The 18,608-nt window shown below is 70.8% G+C and carries 15 protein-coding genes and 1 tRNA gene; all 16 read left to right on the forward strand.

Features of this window, described 5'->3' with window-relative positions:
- Positions 1 to 194: 194 nt before the first annotated feature.
- Complete coding sequence (gene tap, locus RI578_RS41580; protein ID WP_310876198.1) at positions 195 to 2,735, forward strand: telomere-associated protein Tap; 2,541 nt, start codon at positions 195 to 197, stop codon at positions 2,733 to 2,735.
- 18 nt (positions 2,736 to 2,753) lie between these two features.
- A complete protein-coding gene (gene tpg, locus RI578_RS41585) occupies positions 2,754 to 3,332 on the forward strand; it encodes a telomere-protecting terminal protein Tpg (protein WP_310876199.1) in 579 nt (192 codons plus the stop codon).
- Between the two features lie 38 nt (positions 3,333 to 3,370).
- Positions 3,371 to 5,779: a Helicase associated domain protein gene (locus RI578_RS41590; RefSeq protein WP_310876200.1), complete on the forward strand. Its 2,409-nt coding sequence runs from the start codon at positions 3,371 to 3,373 to the stop codon at positions 5,777 to 5,779.
- A gap of 138 nt (positions 5,780 to 5,917) precedes the next feature.
- Entirely contained in the window at positions 5,918 to 6,643 is a 726-nt protein-coding gene (locus RI578_RS41595) for a hypothetical protein (protein ID WP_310876201.1), read from the forward strand.
- 252 nt (positions 6,644 to 6,895) lie between these two features.
- On the forward strand, positions 6,896 to 7,177 hold the full coding sequence (locus RI578_RS41600) for an HU family DNA-binding protein (RefSeq protein ID WP_047181531.1): 282 nt from the start codon (positions 6,896 to 6,898) through the stop codon (positions 7,175 to 7,177).
- A gap of 199 nt (positions 7,178 to 7,376) precedes the next feature.
- Entirely contained in the window at positions 7,377 to 7,583 is a 207-nt protein-coding gene (locus tag RI578_RS41605; RefSeq protein ID WP_047181530.1) for a cold-shock protein, read from the forward strand.
- Positions 7,584 to 7,638: 55 nt separating this feature from the next.
- Positions 7,639 to 7,712 (forward strand) — tRNA-Met (locus tag RI578_RS41610).
- 70 nt (positions 7,713 to 7,782) lie between these two features.
- The gene (locus RI578_RS41615) at positions 7,783 to 8,457 is read left to right on the forward strand and encodes a hypothetical protein (RefSeq protein WP_310876202.1); all 675 of its coding nucleotides are present in this window, start codon (positions 7,783 to 7,785) and stop codon (positions 8,455 to 8,457) included.
- Positions 8,458 to 8,619: 162 nt separating this feature from the next.
- Positions 8,620 to 10,158, forward strand: a complete 1,539-nt coding sequence (locus RI578_RS41620; RefSeq protein ID WP_310876203.1) for a serine/threonine-protein kinase — start codon at positions 8,620 to 8,622, stop codon at positions 10,156 to 10,158.
- Positions 10,155 to 10,559: a hypothetical protein gene (locus RI578_RS41625; protein ID WP_310876204.1), complete on the forward strand. Its 405-nt coding sequence runs from the start codon at positions 10,155 to 10,157 to the stop codon at positions 10,557 to 10,559. The genes RI578_RS41620 and RI578_RS41625 overlap by 4 nt, the downstream gene beginning before the upstream one ends.
- A gap of 148 nt (positions 10,560 to 10,707) precedes the next feature.
- Positions 10,708 to 12,234: a hypothetical protein gene (locus RI578_RS41630; protein ID WP_310876205.1), complete on the forward strand. Its 1,527-nt coding sequence runs from the start codon at positions 10,708 to 10,710 to the stop codon at positions 12,232 to 12,234.
- Positions 12,235 to 12,576: 342 nt separating this feature from the next.
- Complete coding sequence (locus RI578_RS41635; RefSeq protein ID WP_310876206.1) at positions 12,577 to 13,362, forward strand: hypothetical protein; 786 nt, start codon at positions 12,577 to 12,579, stop codon at positions 13,360 to 13,362.
- A 14-nt stretch (positions 13,363 to 13,376) separates the two neighbouring features.
- Positions 13,377 to 13,802 carry a hypothetical protein gene (locus RI578_RS41640; protein ID WP_310876207.1) on the forward strand — a complete coding sequence of 142 codons (426 nt, stop codon included), beginning with the start codon at positions 13,377 to 13,379 and terminating at the stop codon, positions 13,800 to 13,802.
- A 495-nt stretch (positions 13,803 to 14,297) separates the two neighbouring features.
- Positions 14,298 to 15,335 (forward strand): hypothetical protein, encoded by a 1,038-nt coding sequence (locus tag RI578_RS41645; RefSeq protein WP_310876208.1) that lies wholly within the window; start codon positions 14,298 to 14,300, stop codon positions 15,333 to 15,335.
- A gap of 364 nt (positions 15,336 to 15,699) precedes the next feature.
- Positions 15,700 to 17,766: a hypothetical protein gene (locus RI578_RS41650; protein WP_310876209.1), complete on the forward strand. Its 2,067-nt coding sequence runs from the start codon at positions 15,700 to 15,702 to the stop codon at positions 17,764 to 17,766.
- 34 nt (positions 17,767 to 17,800) lie between these two features.
- A complete protein-coding gene (locus RI578_RS41655) occupies positions 17,801 to 18,370 on the forward strand; it encodes a hypothetical protein (protein ID WP_310876210.1) in 570 nt (189 codons plus the stop codon).
- The last annotated feature ends 238 nt before the right edge of the window (positions 18,371 to 18,608 follow it).

Genomic DNA, 18,608 nt, shown 5'->3' on the forward strand with positions numbered 1-18,608 from the left:
CGGTGTGCACGGCCTCCTTGGGCGCGACCGCTGTCTTCGCGGACGGCCCTGACCAACGAGAGATGACAATACATCTTGAAAAGTAATCAAGCAACGGTCACAATACATATTGGAACACCAGCAAGGCGCTTGCGCCGACTGCGACTGCTGCGTTAGATTCGCGTTAGATTTGAATGGTGAGAGTGGAGGTGGAGATGGGGGGCAGCGACCCGGTAGCGGCCGTACTCGACCGGATCCCGTTCGACGGCCCGGTGCCGCCCCTGCCGGACCCAGCGGAACGCGTCAGGCTCCGCGAGGCGTTCGGCTGGACGGTGACGCAGATGGGCCAGGCCAACGATGTGCGCCGCGAGACGGTGTGGACCTGGGAATCGGACCCTCCCCGCACACCGCGCGGCGAGAAGGGGCAGCGGTACGCCAGGATCCTCGCCTACTTCGCCGCCGAGCTCGCCCGCGCTGGTGCGCAGGACGACTCCGCCAGCCTGGAACCCGGACTCGAGCCCCAGCCTGCGCCCGACGCGGCCGCCGCGGAGGCGACCCCTCTCGAGCTCGACTTCGACTTCGACATCGAGGACCCTCCCGAGCTGTCCTGGCCGGACCCCGATCCCGCTCCCGTCCTCACGGAGACGGCGCAGCCAGAGTTCGACGCGCCCGAATCCTTCATGCACCTGCCGGAGGGGATCACCCGGCTCTGCGTCCGCTGCGGGCAACCGACGTCGAGCGTCGTGGACGGCCAGCCCCGCCACGTGTACCTCCAGGCCATGGCCGCCATGGGCATGCCCCGCTGCGGCACCCGGCCCACCGCCCAGGCCACTCCCACCCCCACCCCGCGGAACGAGACGCCGACGCCCACGCCCACCGTGGCTGCCACAGCCTCCGCCACACCGGCGGCCGCCGCACGGGCAGCCGCCGTACCGGGCGCCGCTCCTGCTCCGGCGCTACCCGCTGCCGCCGCACCCTCTGTACCCGCCGCCCCTGCGCCGGCCGCGCCGCGCCGCCCGGCCGCCACCCCGGCCTCCCGCCGCAAAACGGTGAAGAAGCCGGCCGTAAAGCCGGTGCCCCCGGAGTACGCCGACGGCCCGCTGGCCGTCCTCGACATCACCGACGGCTCCCTGACCGCGCACCTCGTCGACGGCCGCACGCTCCCGTGCCCGGCCAAAACCCTCCAGGCCCTGGCCACCTGGGCACTGGACAAGAAGAAGATCCGCCTGGGGGCAGTCAAGCTCCACGACAACGGCTTCGACCAGGACCCGCTGCTCGTCCTCACCGAAGGAGCCGTGGCCCACTTCAGCCTGCCCACCGACCTCGCGGACCAGGAGGACCTGCGCCTGCCGGCCGACGACAGAATCGTCAAGAACATCACAAAGGCCGGCTGGGAGCTCACCAAGTCCGGCTTTGGCCCCTGGGCCAGGATCTTCAAGCGCCTCGACGGCAAGCGCCACTGCGTGCAGCTCGCCCTCGTGCCCTGGGGCGCGCTGGAGACCCGTGCCTGGGGCAAGGCCGGGGACCTGTCCGCAGCCGACCTCGCCGCCATGCTCGGCACCTACGCCCGCCTGGTCATCACCCCCCGCGGCACCCTCGCGGTCACCGGCGACGAACTCATGACCGCGCTGCGCCCGCCCACTAAGGCCGAGTGGAGCGAGAAGGAGAACAAATACGTCTCGGCGAAGGTGCCCCACACCCTCCACACCGTCGTCGAGCCCGCCCCGTGCGAGGCACCCGACGAACACCCCGTTGTCGCCGCCGACTACCCCGAGGAAGGCTCCCGGCCCGCCAGCGAGGCCCTCGACGAGGAAGCCTGCATCTGGGTCCGGCCCGCCGAACTGATCACCGACGACGAACGGGCCCGCACCCACGTCGCCGCCCTCGACGTACAGGTGGCCTTCCTCGCCGCCTGCCGGCGCCTCCACGTCGGCACCGGCCCGGCCATCCACTACCCCCGCAACCCCGACTTCGCCCCCGACCTACCCGGCTCCTGGTACCTGGACCTCTCCCACGTCGAGACCGACCCGCGCCTGCCCAGTCCCTTCACCTCCAGCGGCGCACGCCCCGAAGGCCCCGCCTGGTACGCCACCCCCACCGTCGCCTACGCCGTCGAACTCGGCGCCGACGTCCGCCCCGTGGAAGCCTGGGTCCGCGAGACCCACAGCCCCTACCTCCAGCCCTGGTACGACACCCTCCGCAACGCCTACCTGACCGTGATGGCCGACCTCGGCGTCACCCAGGACCTCGACGACGAAGCCTTCCTCGCGGCGATGGCCCGCTACAAGGACGGCGACCCGCTCCTGGTGGCCCTGGCGAACGCCATCAAGGCCACCGCCAAATCAGGGATCGGCAAGCTGCGCCAGCGCCCCAACCTCGGCCTCGACCACGTCTTCGGAGCCCCGTGGCCGGCCCTGAAGCGGCTGACGTGGCGGCCCGACATCCGCGCCATGATCCTGTCGAAGGCGCGCACCAACATGCACCGCAAGATGTACAACCTCGCCACCACGGCGGGCCGTTACCCCCTCGCAGTCAACAACGACTGCGTCGTCTACGCCGTCGACGGCGTATCCCCGCTGCCCCTCCTGCTCGGCCCCGACGGCGAGCCGATCCGGGGCGGGTTCCGTCTCGGCGTCAACCCGGGCTCGGTCAAACACCAGGGCTCCCAGACCATCGACTGGGCGCTGGACCTGCTCGTCGACGGAGTGAACATCGCCAACGAGATCAAGGACGTCTCGCTCGTCCGCGTGGCCTGAACAGGAAGCTGACTGACTGTGGGACTGATCGAAGACCGCCTGGGCGAGGCCGCCGAGACCGCCTTCTCCCAGCCGATCCCCAAGACGCTCGGCGCACGGATCCGCTTCCTGCTCAAGCAGGAGAAAGGCGTGAGCCGCGCCGAGGCCGCCCGCGCCGTCGCCGAGAAGATCGGCAAGTCCCAGCGCACCGTCGAGCGCTACCGCGACGACAAGATCAAGACCGCGAAACCGGAGACCGCCGCCCTCATCGAAGCCACGGTCAAGCAGCTCTGGCAGCCGATCGTCAAGGCGAAGAAGCTCCAGGACGCCATCACCACCGGCGGGATCAAAGTGGATGTAAGAGGAAAATTCGGGTTCAAGTCTCCCAAGGGCACCACCAATGACCCCCGCTACCGCCGCCTGACCCGCCGTCTGGACGCCACCACCGCCGCGGCCCTCTTCGAAGCCAAAGAGGCCGGCGCCTCGGAGGAAGACCTCGCCCAGATCGTCGCCGACGGACTGCGTGACGACTACTTCACCGACGGCGGCTCGCGCGCCACGTCCCTTCAGTCGGTCGCACTGACCAGCATCGACCACATCAAGTTCAGCATCACCTGACCCGCCGCCCGCACCCGGCTGAGAGGACCGGCCACCCCGTGACCGCGACCATCACCACCCCGCCGCCCAGGATCAGGCTGCGCCCGCACCAGTCCAAGGCCGTCCACGCTGCGCACACCGCGCTGCGCCTCACCGCCCGGACCTCCGTCGTGATGGCCTGCGGCACCGGAAAGACGTACGTCGCCGCGCGCACCGCCGCCCGTGTCGCCCCCCAGGGCACCCGGCTGGTGCTGCTGCCCACGCTGGAGCTCCTTGCCCAGACCATCGACGACTGGCGCACCGCCGGCATGACCGGCCCGGTTCTCGCCCTGTGCTCCAAACGCCCCAACACCGCGGGCGAGTCCGTCGCGTTCACCACCAACCCGGCCGCCTTGACCGCCGCAGTCCGCCAGAACCCCGGCCTGACGGTTTTCGCCACCTACCACTCCCTGCACCGTGTCCAAGACGCCCACCACCGCTTCGGTCTGCCCACCTGGTCGCTGGTGGCTGTCGATGAAGCCCACCGCACCAGTGGTGACGTGGGAAAACGCTGGGCCGCCGTCCACGACGACGAGCTGATCCCCGCACACAAGCGCCTCTACCTCACCGCCACCCCGAGGATCTGGTCGGCCGGCGAGCCCGGTGACGACGAGGACGACTCGCTCGTCGCGTCCATGGACAACCCGGCCCTCTACGGCGACACCTGCTTCCGTCTCCCGCTCGCCGAGGCCATCGACATAGACCTCCTTGCCGACTACCGCGTCGTCGTCATGGAAGTTCACGAGGCCACCATCCGCACCCGGCTCGGGATCTCCGACAAGGCCACCGAAGCCGAGCTGCGCCAGGCCGCACTCCAGATCGCCGTCCTGCGCGCCATGGCCGAGCTCGACCTGCGCCGCGTCGTCTCCTTCCACCACCGCGTCGACGACGCCCACGCCTTCGCCGCCACCCTCCCCGAAACCGCAGCCCGCCTCTACGCGCTCGACGAGACCGGAACCAGCTGCCCCGACCCGGGGGAGCTGTGGGCGGCCGGCCTCGACGGCACCCAAGACCCCGCCTACCGCCGCGAGCTCCTGGACCGCTTCGACGGCCGACCCGGCGAGTTCCTCGAACCGGCCCACCGCACCGTGATCGCCAACGCCCGCCTTCTCGGCGAGGGCGTCAACATCCCCAGCATCGACACCGTCGTCTTCGCCGACCCCAAGGAGTCGATCGTCGACACGGTCCAGGCCGTCGGACGCGCCCTTCGCCAAAAGCCCGGCCAGGGGAAGAAGGCCACCCTCATCGTCCCTGTCTACGTCGCCCCCGGCGAAGACGCCGACGACCTCATGGGCTCCAACCTGTACCGGCCGCTCTGGCGGGTCCTCCAGGCCCTGCGCGCGCACGACGACCGCATCGCGGACCGTCTCGCCGTTCCCCAGCAGCCCGCCCACCCGGCCCCGGACAACGACGAGGAGACCGGCGTGCCCGTGGACGTCGTCTTCGACCGGCCCTTCCCCGCCGACACCATCGCCCAGGCGTTCCGGCTGCGCGTCCTCCACCCCCGCGAGGCGTCCTTCCGCCGCGGCCTGGAAGCGGCCACCGCCTACCAGCAGACCTACGGGCACCTCGACGTCCCCCGCCTCTACGACGACGAGAACGGGTTCGCACTGGGCCGCTGGATCAACCGCATGCGCAAGGCGTACGCGGCCGGCACCCTCAAGCCAGCCCAGATCAAGTCCCTCGAACACCTCGGCATCATCTGGAACCTCCAGACCCAGGCCGCCGAACGCGGACTCCTCCACGCCCGCAACTGGGCCGCCCGCCGCGGCCACCTCGCCGTTCCCAGCGACGAGATGATCGGCGACTACGCCTTCGGCCGCTGGCTCACCAACCGTCGAGCCGCCGCACGCACCCGCGCGGAAAACGGACTGGAACCCGACCCCACCGACACCGCGCTCGCCGAGATCGACCCGTACTGGAACCCTGCCTGGCCGATCACCTGGCAGCGCCTCTACTACACCGCCCGCGCCTACGCCGAGGCGAGCATCGTCCTCGACGACCTCCCCGCGGACTTCATCACCGACGACGACGAACCCCTCGGCGAATGGGTCCGCGCCCAGAGCACCGACTACAGCACGCTCCACCCCGAGCAGCTCCGGCTCGTGCGCGAACTGGGCGTCACCCTGATCGAACCCGCCGAAGACGAGCCGCCGCAGCCCACCGGCCGCGCCGCCCGCCAGCAGAGGCAGCTCGACAAGGGCCTGGCGGCCGTCGCCGCCTTCCGCGACCGCGAAGGCCACGTCCACATCCGCCAGCGCGACACCGTCACCGTCGACGGTGAGGAGTACAAGGTCGGTCAGTGGCTCAAGAACCTCCGCAAACGCTGGGACACCCTGCCCCCCGAACACCTCCAGGCCGTCACCGTCGCCGGCATCACCCGCCACCCGCAGCCGCCCGCCACGCACACAGCCACCCCCGGCACCTGAACCAAGCTCCTCGAAAGACCCGGCCCGCCGCCGGCGAAGCTCCCGGCCACGAACGGTACGCACCCACCCCGTGCTCAATTCGTCGGCCAGCTACCGCAGCCGGGCGGACGACTCTTCCCACCCACCCAGGAACCCTCCATGCCCGCACCGCAATACCGCGTGACCATCGACCCGTCCGTACCGGCGAGCCAGGCCGCCCTCATCGCCGGGGTCCCGCCCGAGCTCCTGCCTCCCGCGCACGGAGACGTCCCCGCGCGCCCCGCGTGGGCCGGCAAGCGGCCAGGTCTCTTCGACCGCGGCGAGTCCTACCGCTGGTTGTGCTACCGAGACGGCTACGCCGCAGCCGTCACATACCGCGGCCGGTACCAGGTGGAGGAAGTGCGCGAACTGCCGGACGACCTCAAGCCCCTCCAGGCCAGGATCGCCGCGGTCACCGAGGCCGGCACCTCCCTGCGCGACGAGGAGACACGGCTCACCCTCGCCGCCGAAGCGCGCGCACTCACCCAACTTCTCGCCCGGCACGCAGAGCTGTCCGAGCGCAGCCACACCCTCAACGCCAGCACACCGGCCCTCGCCGATCCCGCGGCCGACCACGTCTTCCGCGACCGCCTCACAGCAGCACTCAAGGCGGTCGAAGACCGCATATCCCACATCGAGGACGCTCTGCAGACCGCCCGGGCCTCGGACCTCGCCGAAGCCGAGGCGGCGCAGCGTGCGGCAGCCGTCCCCGAGGCGCAACGGCTCAACGACGACGCTCTCGACCTCCTTGCACGGGCATCGGCCGGCTCGCTCGCCACGCACCTGCCGCGTCAGCACTCCTCCCACCCGCCTGCCCCTCCCACGACCGCGCCGGGACAGGACTGACCCCTCCGCACTCCCGCGCTCGGGGCCCCGCTGCACGACAGATCAGCCGCGCTGCCCGCGACGGTCAGCCCGGCGTTGGCGGCAAGTGGATGCCTTCGGCGCGCCATGCGGGAGCGAGGTCGGTGTCCGGTCAAAGTGGGGGTGGGCCACGCCCCGAGCGGCCTCACTGTCAGACCCCGGTGACAGGATGACGGCACAAGCGTCGCGTCCGCCCAGCAGGCGCGGCAACCCGAACAGCACGGAGTACCGCACATGAACCGCAGTGAGCTGATCGAAGCCCTCGCCGAGCGAGCCGAGGTCACCCGCAAGGACGCCGACGCCGTCCTGGCCGCACTCGCCGAGACCGTCGGCGACGTCGTCGCCAAGGGCGACGAGAAGGTCACCATCCCCGGCTTCCTGACCTTCGAGCGCACCCACCGTGCCGCTCGCACCGCCCGCAACCCGCAGACCGGCGACCCGATCGACATCCCGGCCGGCTACAGCGTGAAGGTCTCCGCGGGCTCCAAGCTCAAGGAAGCCGCCAAGGGCAAGTAGCCCGCCGTGCGCGGGCAGCGGCTCATCACCGGAAGGCCATGTTCCCCGGACTCACGGCGCAACGGCATGCCGCGACCACGCGGAGCAGGGTAGACGTGCCGCCCACGGGGTAGAACGGACGGCGGACGCCTTCCGGTGACGGGCGGCTCCACCTCCAGACCAACCGGGAAGCGCCCGGCGACATCGAAGGACAAGCAGCATGGCCAGCGGCACCGTGAAGTGGTTCAACGCCGAGAAGGGCTTCGGCTTCATCTCTCAGGACGACGGCGGACCGGACGTCTTCGCGCACTACTCCAACATCTCCGGCAACGGCTTTCGCGAGCTCAACGAAGGCGAGCAGGTCACCTTCGACGTGACCCAGGGCCAGAAGGGCCCCCAGGCCGAGAACATCGTCCGCCGCGGCTGACTCCCGAAAATGCGCGCCACCCCCCGGACCTCACTGTGTAGAGTGGCGTCACCGACGCGGGGTGGAGCAGCTCGGTAGCTCGCTGGGCTCATAACCCAGAGGTCGCAGGTTCAAATCCTGTCCCCGCTACTGACCGACGGGCCCGGCATAAAGCCGGGCCCGTCGTCGTATCCGGATACCGCGCTCTCCCTGGGCGTCGATGACGATCCTCGTCGAACGCCCGGCAGGCTGGCTGTACGAAGGGGCATGCTCCGGCCAAGAGGGGGCGTTGTCGGAGGCGGGCAGTACTGTCCGCACAACCGACGAGATGGGGGACAGGGTGGCTGGGGGCAACTTCCGCGATCGTGCAGACGAACCGGCTCTGCTGTACGTGATACGGCACGAAGGGCTCGCTGCGCTCAAGGTCGGGGTGGTGGGTGCCGCTTCCCGAGAGGTGCGGCTGAGGGCTCACGCGCGGCAGGGCTGGGTGACAGAGATGGTGACGGAGTTCGAGACCGGACGCCAGGCCCTGCAAGCTGAGCGTGCCGTGCTGGGATTCCTTCGGGAGTGCGGGGCCACCGACAGGCTGCCGCAGAGGGAGATGCCTCAGGGCGGGTACACGGAGACAGTCGCACATGCCGACCTGGTAGATCTCGACGGTGACCTTCTTCAAGCGATCGCTCAAGCGGCCGGCCGCATCATCCGCCGAGCCCACAGTCCTCTGCACCAGTGGACTCGCGACTACCTCGCTGCCGGGGAAGCCGCGCTAGACCTGATCGACGAAGGGCACAAGGCACTCGCCAGGAAACGTCTCCAAACGCTGCTGGAACTGGGCGAGGAGATGGTCCGCCACCTGGGGCCCCGCGAGCCGCAGGAGGCGCCTGCGTCCGTGTGATCCGACCGCGCCCGACCTGACCGCAGCCCTCGGCGTCGACATCGCACTCAGCCCCGGCGAGGCGTTTTCGTATGCTCCGCCGGACCGGGGGCACGCCCTTGCCCGCGGCGCGTCTGGAGCCAGCCGGCTTCAGAGCTGAGGCACGCAGGGCTGGAGGACTTGATGCGCGGCACGACGGTCGCCGGCCGGTACCGGCTGAAGGAGCCGATCGGCAACGGCGGCATGGGCACCGTGTGGCGCGCCGAGGACCTCCACCAACACCACGACGTCGCCCTCAAGATCATCTCGGTGGGGGAGGGGGACCCGGTGCGGGAAGCGGCATTCCGCCGCGAGGCACAGGTCGCCGCCCGACTGTCCCACCCGAACGTCGTCGCAGTCCGGAACCACGGCGCCGGCGACCTCGACGGCCGCCGGATCCTCTTCCTGGCCATGGACCTCGTCGACGGACGGCCGCTGAACATGCTCACCGGCCGCCTGCTCCCTGTCGCCGAAGCCCTGACCTGGGCGATCCAGATCAGCCGGGCGCTGGAGACCGCCCACCGGCGCGGCATCGTCCACCGCGACCTCAAGCCGGCCAACATCCTCATCGACCAGGCCGCCGGCAACGCCGCGAAGCTGTGCGACTTCGGTATCGCGCGCCTGGCCGAGGCCACCCACCACACCCTGACCGTGACCGGCGTCGCCATCGGCACCCCGGCCTACATGTCGCCCGAGCAGGCGCGCGGCGACACCACACTGGGCTCACCCAGCGACCTCTACTCGCTCGGCTGCCTCCTCCACGAGCTGCTCACCGGCTCCGTCCCCTTCACGGGCACGGGCTGGCAGGTCCTCAACCAGCACGTCCACGACGAGCCGGCCCCGTTGTCCGCCCTGCGCTCCGGCGTACCCCGTGAGCTCGAGCAGCTGGTCCTGGAGCTCCTCGACAAGGACCCCGACCGCCGGCCGACTGCGGCCGACACCCGCACGCGGCTCACCCGGCTGCACACCGAGCTGGCCGCCTTCGCCGACGCACCCACCGCCACAGCGCACCGGCACCCGCCCACGTTGGTCGCCACCACGACCTCCGCCGGCCGCCACCGTGAGCCGCTCGCCCGCGGAACCGCGGTGTGCGCGGCCGGCCTGACCGCGGCCGTCGTCACTGGTGCCCTCTCGCTCACCACCACCGTGCCGACGCCCTGGACGACTGGGATCGGCATGCTCGCCGGGCTGCTGCTCGCCGTCCTCTACCTCCTCGACCCGCCCCAGACCCCGCGCCCCGGGCAGCTGAGGATCACCACGGCCGCCCTCACAACCCTGCTGCTCCTCACCGGCGGCGTGGCGCTCGCCGTCCTCGCCACCGACTTCTCCCGGTGGGAGACCGCCCTGACCATCAGCGTCCTCGGCGGGCCCACCATGGTCGCCTGCGCCAGCGGTGTGCGCCGCATGGTCGAGCACACGCTCCACCGTGCGGCCTGGCACGGCGACCTCGCGACGACCGCCGGCGCCCTGCAGACCTCCACTGTGCTGATCGCCGCCCACCACGCCGGCCTTCCGCCCCTCACCCTCACAGCCGTCACCGCCGTGCTGTGGCCAGCCACAGCGCTTCTCACCGCAGTCCTCACATCTCGCCGAACCCACCGCGTCCCTCACCCGGCAGCCCGGACGGAAGCCGCCGAACTCCGGCGTGTCACCCGACCCCGAACCGCCGTTACCCCCACATGAACGACGCCACCACCGTCTCCGGCGAGACCATTCCCGGCCCCGTGATCGACCAGCTCCTAGCCACCGTCGCCTGCGCCGACGGTGCACGCGCCATCGCCCACACCACCCTCACGGAGGAAGCGGCCTACACGTACTGCCTTGCCTACGGGCTGTCCGGCGGCCGCGACCTCGACCACGACGCCCACAGCGCCGGGATCGGCAACCTCCTCGGTCACGCGGTGCCGGCGGCCGTCGCCTTCGCCCTGCACCACCTCGGTGCCCTCCTGCCCGACCTGACCACCGAACAGTGGGAGCGCCTCGATGCCGCCGCCACCAGATTGCACCTGAAGATCTGCGAGGACCTGACCGGAGCGAACGGCACCGGCGACGAACCCTGCGCCCCTGCCGATGCCGTGAACTGAGCCCGGTCGGCCCGGCGAAGCGACGGGCGTGCAGCACATCCCGCCGGCGGCAAGGCCGCGGTCGGCGCCGATGTCAGTGGCCGCCTCTATGCTGCGCCGCACAGCGAGGCACGACCCCGCTCACCCTTCACGAGCGGGGAGTTGGAGCATGGCGCGCACCGGCCGGCCACGGAAGGACCCCCGCGAACCCGAAGAGATCATGCAGGCAGCGGGCCTGGAGCCGCTGGAGCCCTACCCCGGCAGCTCCGCGCCCTGGCGGTGCCGCCATACGGCGTGCGGGCGGGAGGTGACCCCACGCCTGAGCAACGTCACCAAGGGACAGCGCGGCTGCGTGTACTGCTCCGGGCGGGCCCGGATCGAGCCCGAGGCCGCGGCCGGCGTGATGCGGGCGGCCGGCCTGGAGCCTCTGGAGGCCTATCCCGGCAGCGACCGGAAGTGGCGGTGCCGTCACCTCGCCTGCGGACGCGAGGTCACACCCACCTACATCCGGATCAACTCCGGTGCCGGGCCCTGCCGGTGGTGCGCGCCGAACGCGCCGGTCGAACCGGACGTCGCCGCGGCCGACATGCGGGCCGCGGGCCTGGAACCCCTCGGCCCGTACCCGGGAGTAGACACACCATGGCCCGTCCGATGCCGGGCGTGCGGAGCGCCCGGAAAGCCCACGCTGGGCTCCATCCGGCGAGGTCAGGGCGGCTGCTACCCCTGCGGCCGGCGCAAGGCCAACGAGTCGATGCGCCACGACGCCGAGACCGCGGCCGCGGTGATGCGGGCGGCGGGCCTGGAACCGCTGGAGCCGTACCCCGGCACCGCGTTCCCGTGGAAGAGCCGCTGCACCAAGTGCGGGGCCATCGTCTCCCCCCGCCTGGGTTCCCTGACCGGCCGGAGCCGGCGTCCGGCCTGCAAGCGGTGCGCCGACCGGGCCAACGGTGAGGCGCAGCGCCACGACGAGGACCTGGCCGTCGCCGAGATGCGCGAGCACGGATTCGAACCCCAGGAACCGTACCGCGGGGTCAATTACCCCTGGCGGTGCCTGTGCCACGGCTGCGGCACCATCACCTCACCGACCTTCGGATCCATCCTCGCCGGCCAGAGCGGATGCCGACGCTGCGCCGACCTCCGCTCCGCCGCCGCACGACGCGAAGACCCCGAGCGCGCCGCCGCCTCCATGCGCGAAGCCGGTCTCGAGCCCCTGGACCCCTACACCACGACCATGACGCCCTGGCGCTGCCGCTGCACCACCTGCGGCCGCATTTCGACCCCGACCCTGGCCAAGATCCGCAGCGGCCGCAGATGTAAGTACTGCGCCCGCTTCGGCTTCGACCGCGCCGCGCCCGCTCGCGTTTATGTCGTCACCCACGCGCAACACGGCGCCGTCAAGATCGGCGTCGCCGGAGCCCTTCAACGCAACGACCGCATCGCCCAGCACCGTCGCCGCGGATGGGCCCTGTTCTACGAACATCACGTGCCCACCGGCGACGACGCCCTGTCCGTCGAGCAGACGATCTTGCGGCGCCTACGGGCCACCGGGCACGGCGTCTTCCTCACTGCCGTCCAGATGCCCAATGGCTGGACCGAGACGTTCGACGGCACCCGTGTGACAGCCGCCCAGCTTCGGGACGCGATCCGAGAACACCAGACCACCCCAGCCCCTCCCGAGCCGCTGACCCTGTTCTAGCTGTCCGGCCGAGCCAGGTGAGCGAGCCGACCCCAGAGGCGGCGGGGTGGTCAGGAGGCGGGGCTCCGCCGCGCGTTGCACTTCCTCGCCGGTCGACTGTTCCACCTCGGCGGCCGCCAAGGCGTCGGCTGTCGTGCGGCAACCGGATCGAGGAATCTGGCGCTTCGCGCGCACTGGAGTCCTTACCTCGGCATAGCGGCCGTCGGCCTCCGCAGCCTGACCGGCGAACAGACCCGACTCACGCCACGTGGAAGCTGCGGATCGAGCCTTGGCCACCTCTTCCAGCTAACACTGTATGTCTATTACCTAGACATGTCTATTCTTTAGACACATGATTGGGTGGTGAGTACGGAACGAGAGAAGGCGCTGTCAGCACTGCGCGAGTGGTCCGTTCCAGGCCGCCGCGCGGACCTGGTCGCAGCAGCGTGGAGGACGGGCGCCACGGTGGTGGCCATCGCCGAGGCCGCCCGCGCCAAGAGCCGCCAGACCATCTACGACGACCTCAAGTCCCGGGGCATCGATCCCCGCGACCGCCCGAAGGGGAAGAACATGACCGCTGTGACCGTCGAGGGCTTCAACGGTGTCGATGACGACCAGCCGGGAGGTCCGCTCTACGACGCTGTCGTGGCCAAGCACGAAGGCCGGGCAGCGGCGCCCGACTCGCAGGAGTTCGGCAGGATGCTGGCACTGAGTATGGCGCTGGGACAGTACAACGACCTGCGGGCCAGCCTCGCCGAAGAGGAAGACGCCCGTACCGAGCGCGACCGCGCTCTGCACCTGGTCGACGTCCGGTGGGAGGCGCTGGCCGACCCGAACAGCAAGGGCAGCTGGCTGCACGGCCACCAGGCGTACGTCCGGGCCGAGGACGACGCCCACCGGGCCATCGAAGCATGGAAGGTTGCCGCCGAAACTTTGACGCGCCTGGCGTCCCTCCGTCGCGGGGAGGACGCCGACAGGTTGGTCGACGCCTACGAGCAGTTCATCCTCCCCGCTGGCCACCCTCCGGCGGACAAGCCTGACATCGACGCCGAAGCAGAGGCCGCCCAGCTGCACGAAGCACTGCACACCCAGCACGCCCGCCGCCAACGCCTCGCCGCCGAAACCGTTAGCCTGGCCGCCCGGAACTGACCATGGAGAGCAGCATGCTCGACCGATTCACCATCGACGACGGCCACCACCTGGCGGAGATCGTCATCGACGAGGACGCCTCCACTGCTGCCGGCACGGCCCGCTTCCGAGTCACGTGCTCCTGTGGCAGGATGCCCCGCCAGCCGGCAGGAACCCGTGAACAGGCCTTGTCCACACATGTCGCCCACGTCAGCACCAAGGTCAGCCCGTCCAAAGGGCCGGAGTGGCTCCCCGTCGGCGCGCGCCTCGTCGTCCTGGCGGCAGTCATGCTGATCATCTGGGGCGCTTGTTACGTCACCGGCCAGAACGTCACCCACGACCACGATCTCACCGGCGCTACCGCCAAGGCCGTCCTCGGCGGCTTCCACCTCCTCGGCCTCACCCTGGCTATCGGCCTCATGGTCGCTGTCCGGCGCTACATCGCGCCCACCCGCGCATGACAATTCAGCCCACTCAAAGGCCATTTGAACCGGCTCGGCGGGCGGGAGCGGTGCGCGGGCCGTGGCTGGCACGTCTTTCCCGCACCGGGGACGCCAGGGCATGCCACCCGCCGGATCGGTACCGGGCAGCACGGACGTCCCGCCGTGTCCCAGGGTCACCCTTGCCGACGGGGGTGGTCTCCCGCCGGGCGGCCTTCGGGAACAAGTCGTCTCCCGCCGTGCTGGCCCTGGCGGCATGGGGTGCCCGTCTGGCGGGAGAGGGTCTGGCCGGACAGCCCCGCCGCCGGTCATGATCGCCGTATGGGTGCAAGCGCATGGGATACCGAGACAAAGCGACCGATCCACGTAGACCAGGGTGTTGAGGGCCTGCCGATCGGTCTGGCGGGCGGCCGGTACCTGTGCAGGGCCTGCACGGATCCCGTGATGCTCAGGGGAGCCCGGCCCGAAGCGAAGGTCACGCCACACTTCGCCCACCAGGGGGGAGGCCCGTGCCGCATGCCCGAGCGAGAGGCACAGATTGACGCGGACGACCAGGTCGTCATCCAGCTGAGCCACCAGATCCGGGCCCTGCCCGGGGTCACCGGCTGCACCCTCGCCTCCCCCGGAGACGACCCGCACCAGCCGATCGGGCTGCCGCCGGCCGTCATCGCGCAGTGCGGCGACACCACCGTGGTCATTGAACGGCCCGGCACCCTTCCCAACCCGCCAGCCGTACGCCGACGCATCCTCGCGGTACGCGAGCACCACGTCGGCGCCACACACGTCTGGTTCCTGCGGCGCGACCCCGGCCAGTTCGGACAGCTTCCCAGCCACACGGTCCGCCTGAGCGGACGCGACGTCGAGCACCAGCGCGTCGCCCCCACCGAGCAGCAGCTGGCCATCCTCGACGCCGGCGGGCACGTGTACTGGCTCGACGGGAAACTCGTGCTGGTGCCCTACGGCTACCACGCCTTCCGGCACCCCGCCCGCCCCGAGCAGGACTGGACTGCCTGGCCGAAGTGGCCGCGCAACAAGGACCCTCGGGACGACTGGCGGCTCAGCAAACCCCGTCCGACTCCGACCGCGGACTGCTGGGGACTGGTCCCGATCGCCCTGTCCTCCCTGACCCGCACCCGGGCGGTCTTCCACCCCGCCGACGCACACAAGATCATGAATGAGCTGTACGCCGCCCAGGAGGGCCGCTACCGCTGGCGCGAGCGACGAGCCCGTGAGGTGTACGCCGAGCGGCACGCTCCGCCGCCCGTCGCGCCCACCCCTGTGGCCGAAGCTCCCGCCGAAACTGCGGCAGAACCGGCTCCAGCACCCGAGCACCCGCAGCCGACCGGCCAGCAGGACACCGAGATGCCCCTGCCTGAGAACATGATCGCGACCCCCGACCCGTCCTCAAATCCCGCGCCAGCCTTCCCTCCGCGGCCTGTTGCCCCGCCTCCGATCCCCGCGCCCCCGCAGCATCTGCCCTCCGTACCCCCGGCGCGCCGGCAACACCGGTGGACAGACGCTCTCCGCATTCTGCGCCGACGGCGTGAGCGCTGACGCGCTCCAGCAGAACCGAACCAGAGAAGAGCGGTGGGCCCAGTACCGAGTCGTGCCGATACTGGCGACGAAGGAAGTGAGGCCCTCATGCTGCAGGTCGAACCGGGTGTTCTCGACGTGCTCATGCCCGCGGCGAAGGGCGCCGCTCCCCATGAGCCCATCGCCGCGGTGCTCGCGGCTGCGGACATCGCCCCGCCCGCTCCCTGAGACGTCCCGCCACACGGAGCTCACCAGAGGCGGTGCCCGACGCCGACTTCACCCAGCGCCCCAGCGCTCTTCAAAATTCGTCCGCTCTGGCTGTCACACCGCGCGCCATCCGCACACCTGTAGCAGGTGACAGCGGACCTCACAGCGGGAGTAGCACGTGATCCTCACCCACACCCTCACCCCGTACACGCCCCGGCAGCAGCAGAGCCTTCGCACGACCGAGACGGCCGTCTCCCCGGTCGCCCTGCGCCAGATGGCCACGGGCGAATCCGAAGAGACGGCCCGAGCCGAGCTCACGGACCTCGAGCACCTCATCTCGACACCCGCGCCCGAACAGGTACGAGGAGAGGCACGGATCTTCCACGCGCTGATCGCCGCTTACGGCCGTCACCGCACCACCCTCACCGGCGGCCCGTTCGGCATCCGCAGCCTCACCCCCCGCCTCGACGAACTGGTGGTGCGGATTGCGCCCGCCCAGCTGGACCGGTGGATCGACGCCCTCGCCTACCGGGAGGGAGGAACAGGCGTCGCAGGCCTGCGCTGGGCCGGCCGCCGAGACGGAATCGTCCTGACACTGCCCGGGATGGTGATGGTCCTCGCCGACATCAACGAGACCGACTGGCGTGCCGCGCTCGGCCGCCGGTCCGCCGACCAGAGCAGCCTGATGCCGTACTGGATCCCCCAGCTCCTCCGTGAACCCGAGTACGCGGCCACCCAGAACGCCGAACTCGCGGGCATCGCCGATCACCTGTGCGCCACCCTGCGCCGGATCCGGCTCCTCGACGCCCTCACCCGAATCAGCGGTCACGTCCACCTGTTCACCACCCGCCACCACGGCAACCTCCACCTGTTCGAGGCATGCGAGGCCACCCCTACCGTCCTGCCGCTGTGGACCTCCCGGTCCGTCCCCCTGGCCCTGTGGCCCACCGGGCCAATTCCTGCCCCGGGCCCTGCGGACCCGTGCACAGCTGTCCTCGACCTCCTCACCGAGATCGAACCCGCCCGCGCGCCCTCCGGCGCCGAGCACCCCGCCGCCCGCGCCCTCTGCCACATCGCCGGCCTCAACGCGGACCCTGACGTGGTCCAGGCCGCCGAGCACGTTCTCGACGTCGCCACCCGCGTCCTCGCCGACCCCGCCCACGCCGGCGTATACGCTGCCGGCGGCTGGGCGGGCAGCTGCCGCACGTACCCCGAAGGCACGGTCCACGGAAGCGACCCCTGCCTTCCGCCTGGCGCCGAGATCGTCGCCGACCTCCCCGAGAAAGATCTTCAGCGCCTCGGCCGGCACTTCTGCAGCCGACCCTCGGACGCCTCCCGATCCGACCTCATCAGCGCCGGCCAGGAAGAACTCGTCCACCTGCTCGACTGGGCGCTCGCCGCCGCGACCCGCCCCGCCAATCCGGACTGGACCCGCGACAGCGCCGACGGCACGCTTCAGCACACGCAGCCACTGCCCGACCGCGACGGAGTCCTGACTCTGACCGCGACCACTACTGGCGTCTACCGCGTCAGCCTGGACGCACTGGGGCTGAGCGACCTCGCCGACGAGGACGACACAGTGGAGTGGGAGCGCGAGGCCGCGCCCTCGCAGGCCGCCGCCGTCCTGCTGGCCGAACACGCCGCGATCGAAGCCGCGGTCTGCCTTCCCTTCCAGCGCGAACACCGCAAGCAGCGCCTCCTGCTGCCCGCCGCGGTGTCGGCCGAGCCGACCATCCGGTCCGTCATCGCCGGCGCCGACTACGTTCTGGGGTTCTTCACCCTCGCCAGCGTCCTCGGCCGCCTCCACGACCGCGTGGGCGCAACCCAGGGAGCAGCCGACGGGCACTGGCGAGGAGATACCCGCTCCGACAGGCCCGACTGCCCGGCCACCCTCACTGCGCTCGTCAGCGACTGGTTCGCACTGCCCTCACCTCGCCACGACGAAGCCGCCAACACCACCTCGGTCGACAACCCCGTCTACCTCCGCCACCTCGCTGCCCACCGCGCGGCGCTCGACCCGTTCGTCACCCGCTACCTCGCTGCCGCCGACAGCCTCCCCGGCGAGCGCACCTTCGAAGAGCGTCACCTCGCCGGCTTCGCCGCCCTGCGCACGACCGATCTGTCCGCCCTGGCGGTTACCGAGATCAGGCCCGTCGGCGAACGGCTCCTCCGCCTGGTCAGGTCTCTCCCGCAGGACCCCACCCAGCTGACCGCCTGGTACGAACACCACCTCGACCAGGCCTGAACCCCGCCGACCCAAGGAAGAGGAGAACCGCACGATGAGCGATCAACTGCCAGACTCGGCAACGTTTCTCGGACCTACAGGACGGGGGAAGCCTCCTCTGCCGGTCGACGCCGACGCCGGCCAGATCGCGGCCGTGCTGAGGCGCGCGCTGCACACCGTCGAATGCCGTGAACTCGGATCGGAGGCCGCCCAGCAGCAGTTCGGACCGTTCGCGGACACCGCAGACAGCCGTGTGACCGTGCTCATCGACGAGGACGAGTTCCGAGTCCGCCACCCGGGCCACGGCGAGCTCCACCAGCTGGCGCGCGCGGTCCGGAAACGAGGTCCGGCTGTGAACGTCGTCCTGGTGCCGCCCAAGCCGATCATGGTGGTCATGGACGAGATGGCCCACGTTGTCAGACTGGTCGACGAGTCGGCCTCCGGCGCCGCGCTGGCCGGGCGGCCCCGGCGGGGGCACGGGCTGGATCGGCTGCTACAAGCGGTCCGGTGGTGTCCGAATGGTGCTCGTGAGCTGGGGGACGAGCGGCGACGGCGCGGACCCGAAAGTGGTGGTCGACGCGTTCGCGGTGGCGGACATGCGTACGCGCCGGGCCAGGAGCGGTGAGTTGCTACGGATTGAGGCAGACACGACCTGGGGAATGCACCCCTGGAGGAAATCTCCTCGGGCCGCCGTTCGGAAACTGGATACGCTTTCGCAGCCGGCCTGTGTGCCGACCTTCAACCGGGCATGGCCCGTGCCGAACCAGGGGGACCAGATGACCACCGAGATTTCACGCACAGGAGGACCCGGGCCCGTAGGCGCCCCCGGCAAGCCCGTCGTCTACTTCAGCGACGAAGCCTCC

The organism is Streptomyces sp. BB1-1-1 (assembly GCF_031597775.1).
Classification (GTDB): Bacteria; Actinomycetota; Actinomycetes; order Streptomycetales; family Streptomycetaceae; genus Streptomyces; species Streptomyces thinghirensis.

What these genes read in the sequence shown, in the direction of transcription:
- tap (WP_310876198.1), top strand. Translation starts at nt 195, where the DNA reads ATGGGGGGCAGCGACCCGGTAGCGGCCGTACTCGACCGGATCCCGTTC.
- RI578_RS41595 (WP_310876201.1), top strand. Translation starts at nt 5,918, where the DNA reads ATGCCCGCACCGCAATACCGCGTGACCATCGACCCGTCCGTACCGGCG.
- RI578_RS41600 (WP_047181531.1), top strand. Translation starts at nt 6,896, where the DNA reads ATGAACCGCAGTGAGCTGATCGAAGCCCTCGCCGAGCGAGCCGAGGTC.
- RI578_RS41605 (WP_047181530.1), top strand. Translation starts at nt 7,377, where the DNA reads ATGGCCAGCGGCACCGTGAAGTGGTTCAACGCCGAGAAGGGCTTCGGC.
- RI578_RS41615 (WP_310876202.1), top strand. Translation starts at nt 7,783, where the DNA reads ATGACGATCCTCGTCGAACGCCCGGCAGGCTGGCTGTACGAAGGGGCA.
- RI578_RS41620 (WP_310876203.1), top strand. Translation starts at nt 8,620, where the DNA reads ATGCGCGGCACGACGGTCGCCGGCCGGTACCGGCTGAAGGAGCCGATC.
- RI578_RS41625 (WP_310876204.1), top strand. Translation starts at nt 10,155, where the DNA reads ATGAACGACGCCACCACCGTCTCCGGCGAGACCATTCCCGGCCCCGTG.
- RI578_RS41630 (WP_310876205.1), top strand. Translation starts at nt 10,708, where the DNA reads ATGGCGCGCACCGGCCGGCCACGGAAGGACCCCCGCGAACCCGAAGAG.
- RI578_RS41640 (WP_310876207.1), top strand. Translation starts at nt 13,377, where the DNA reads ATGCTCGACCGATTCACCATCGACGACGGCCACCACCTGGCGGAGATC.
- RI578_RS41645 (WP_310876208.1), top strand. Translation starts at nt 14,298, where the DNA reads ATGCCCGAGCGAGAGGCACAGATTGACGCGGACGACCAGGTCGTCATC.
- RI578_RS41655 (WP_310876210.1), top strand. Translation starts at nt 17,801, where the DNA reads ATGAGCGATCAACTGCCAGACTCGGCAACGTTTCTCGGACCTACAGGA.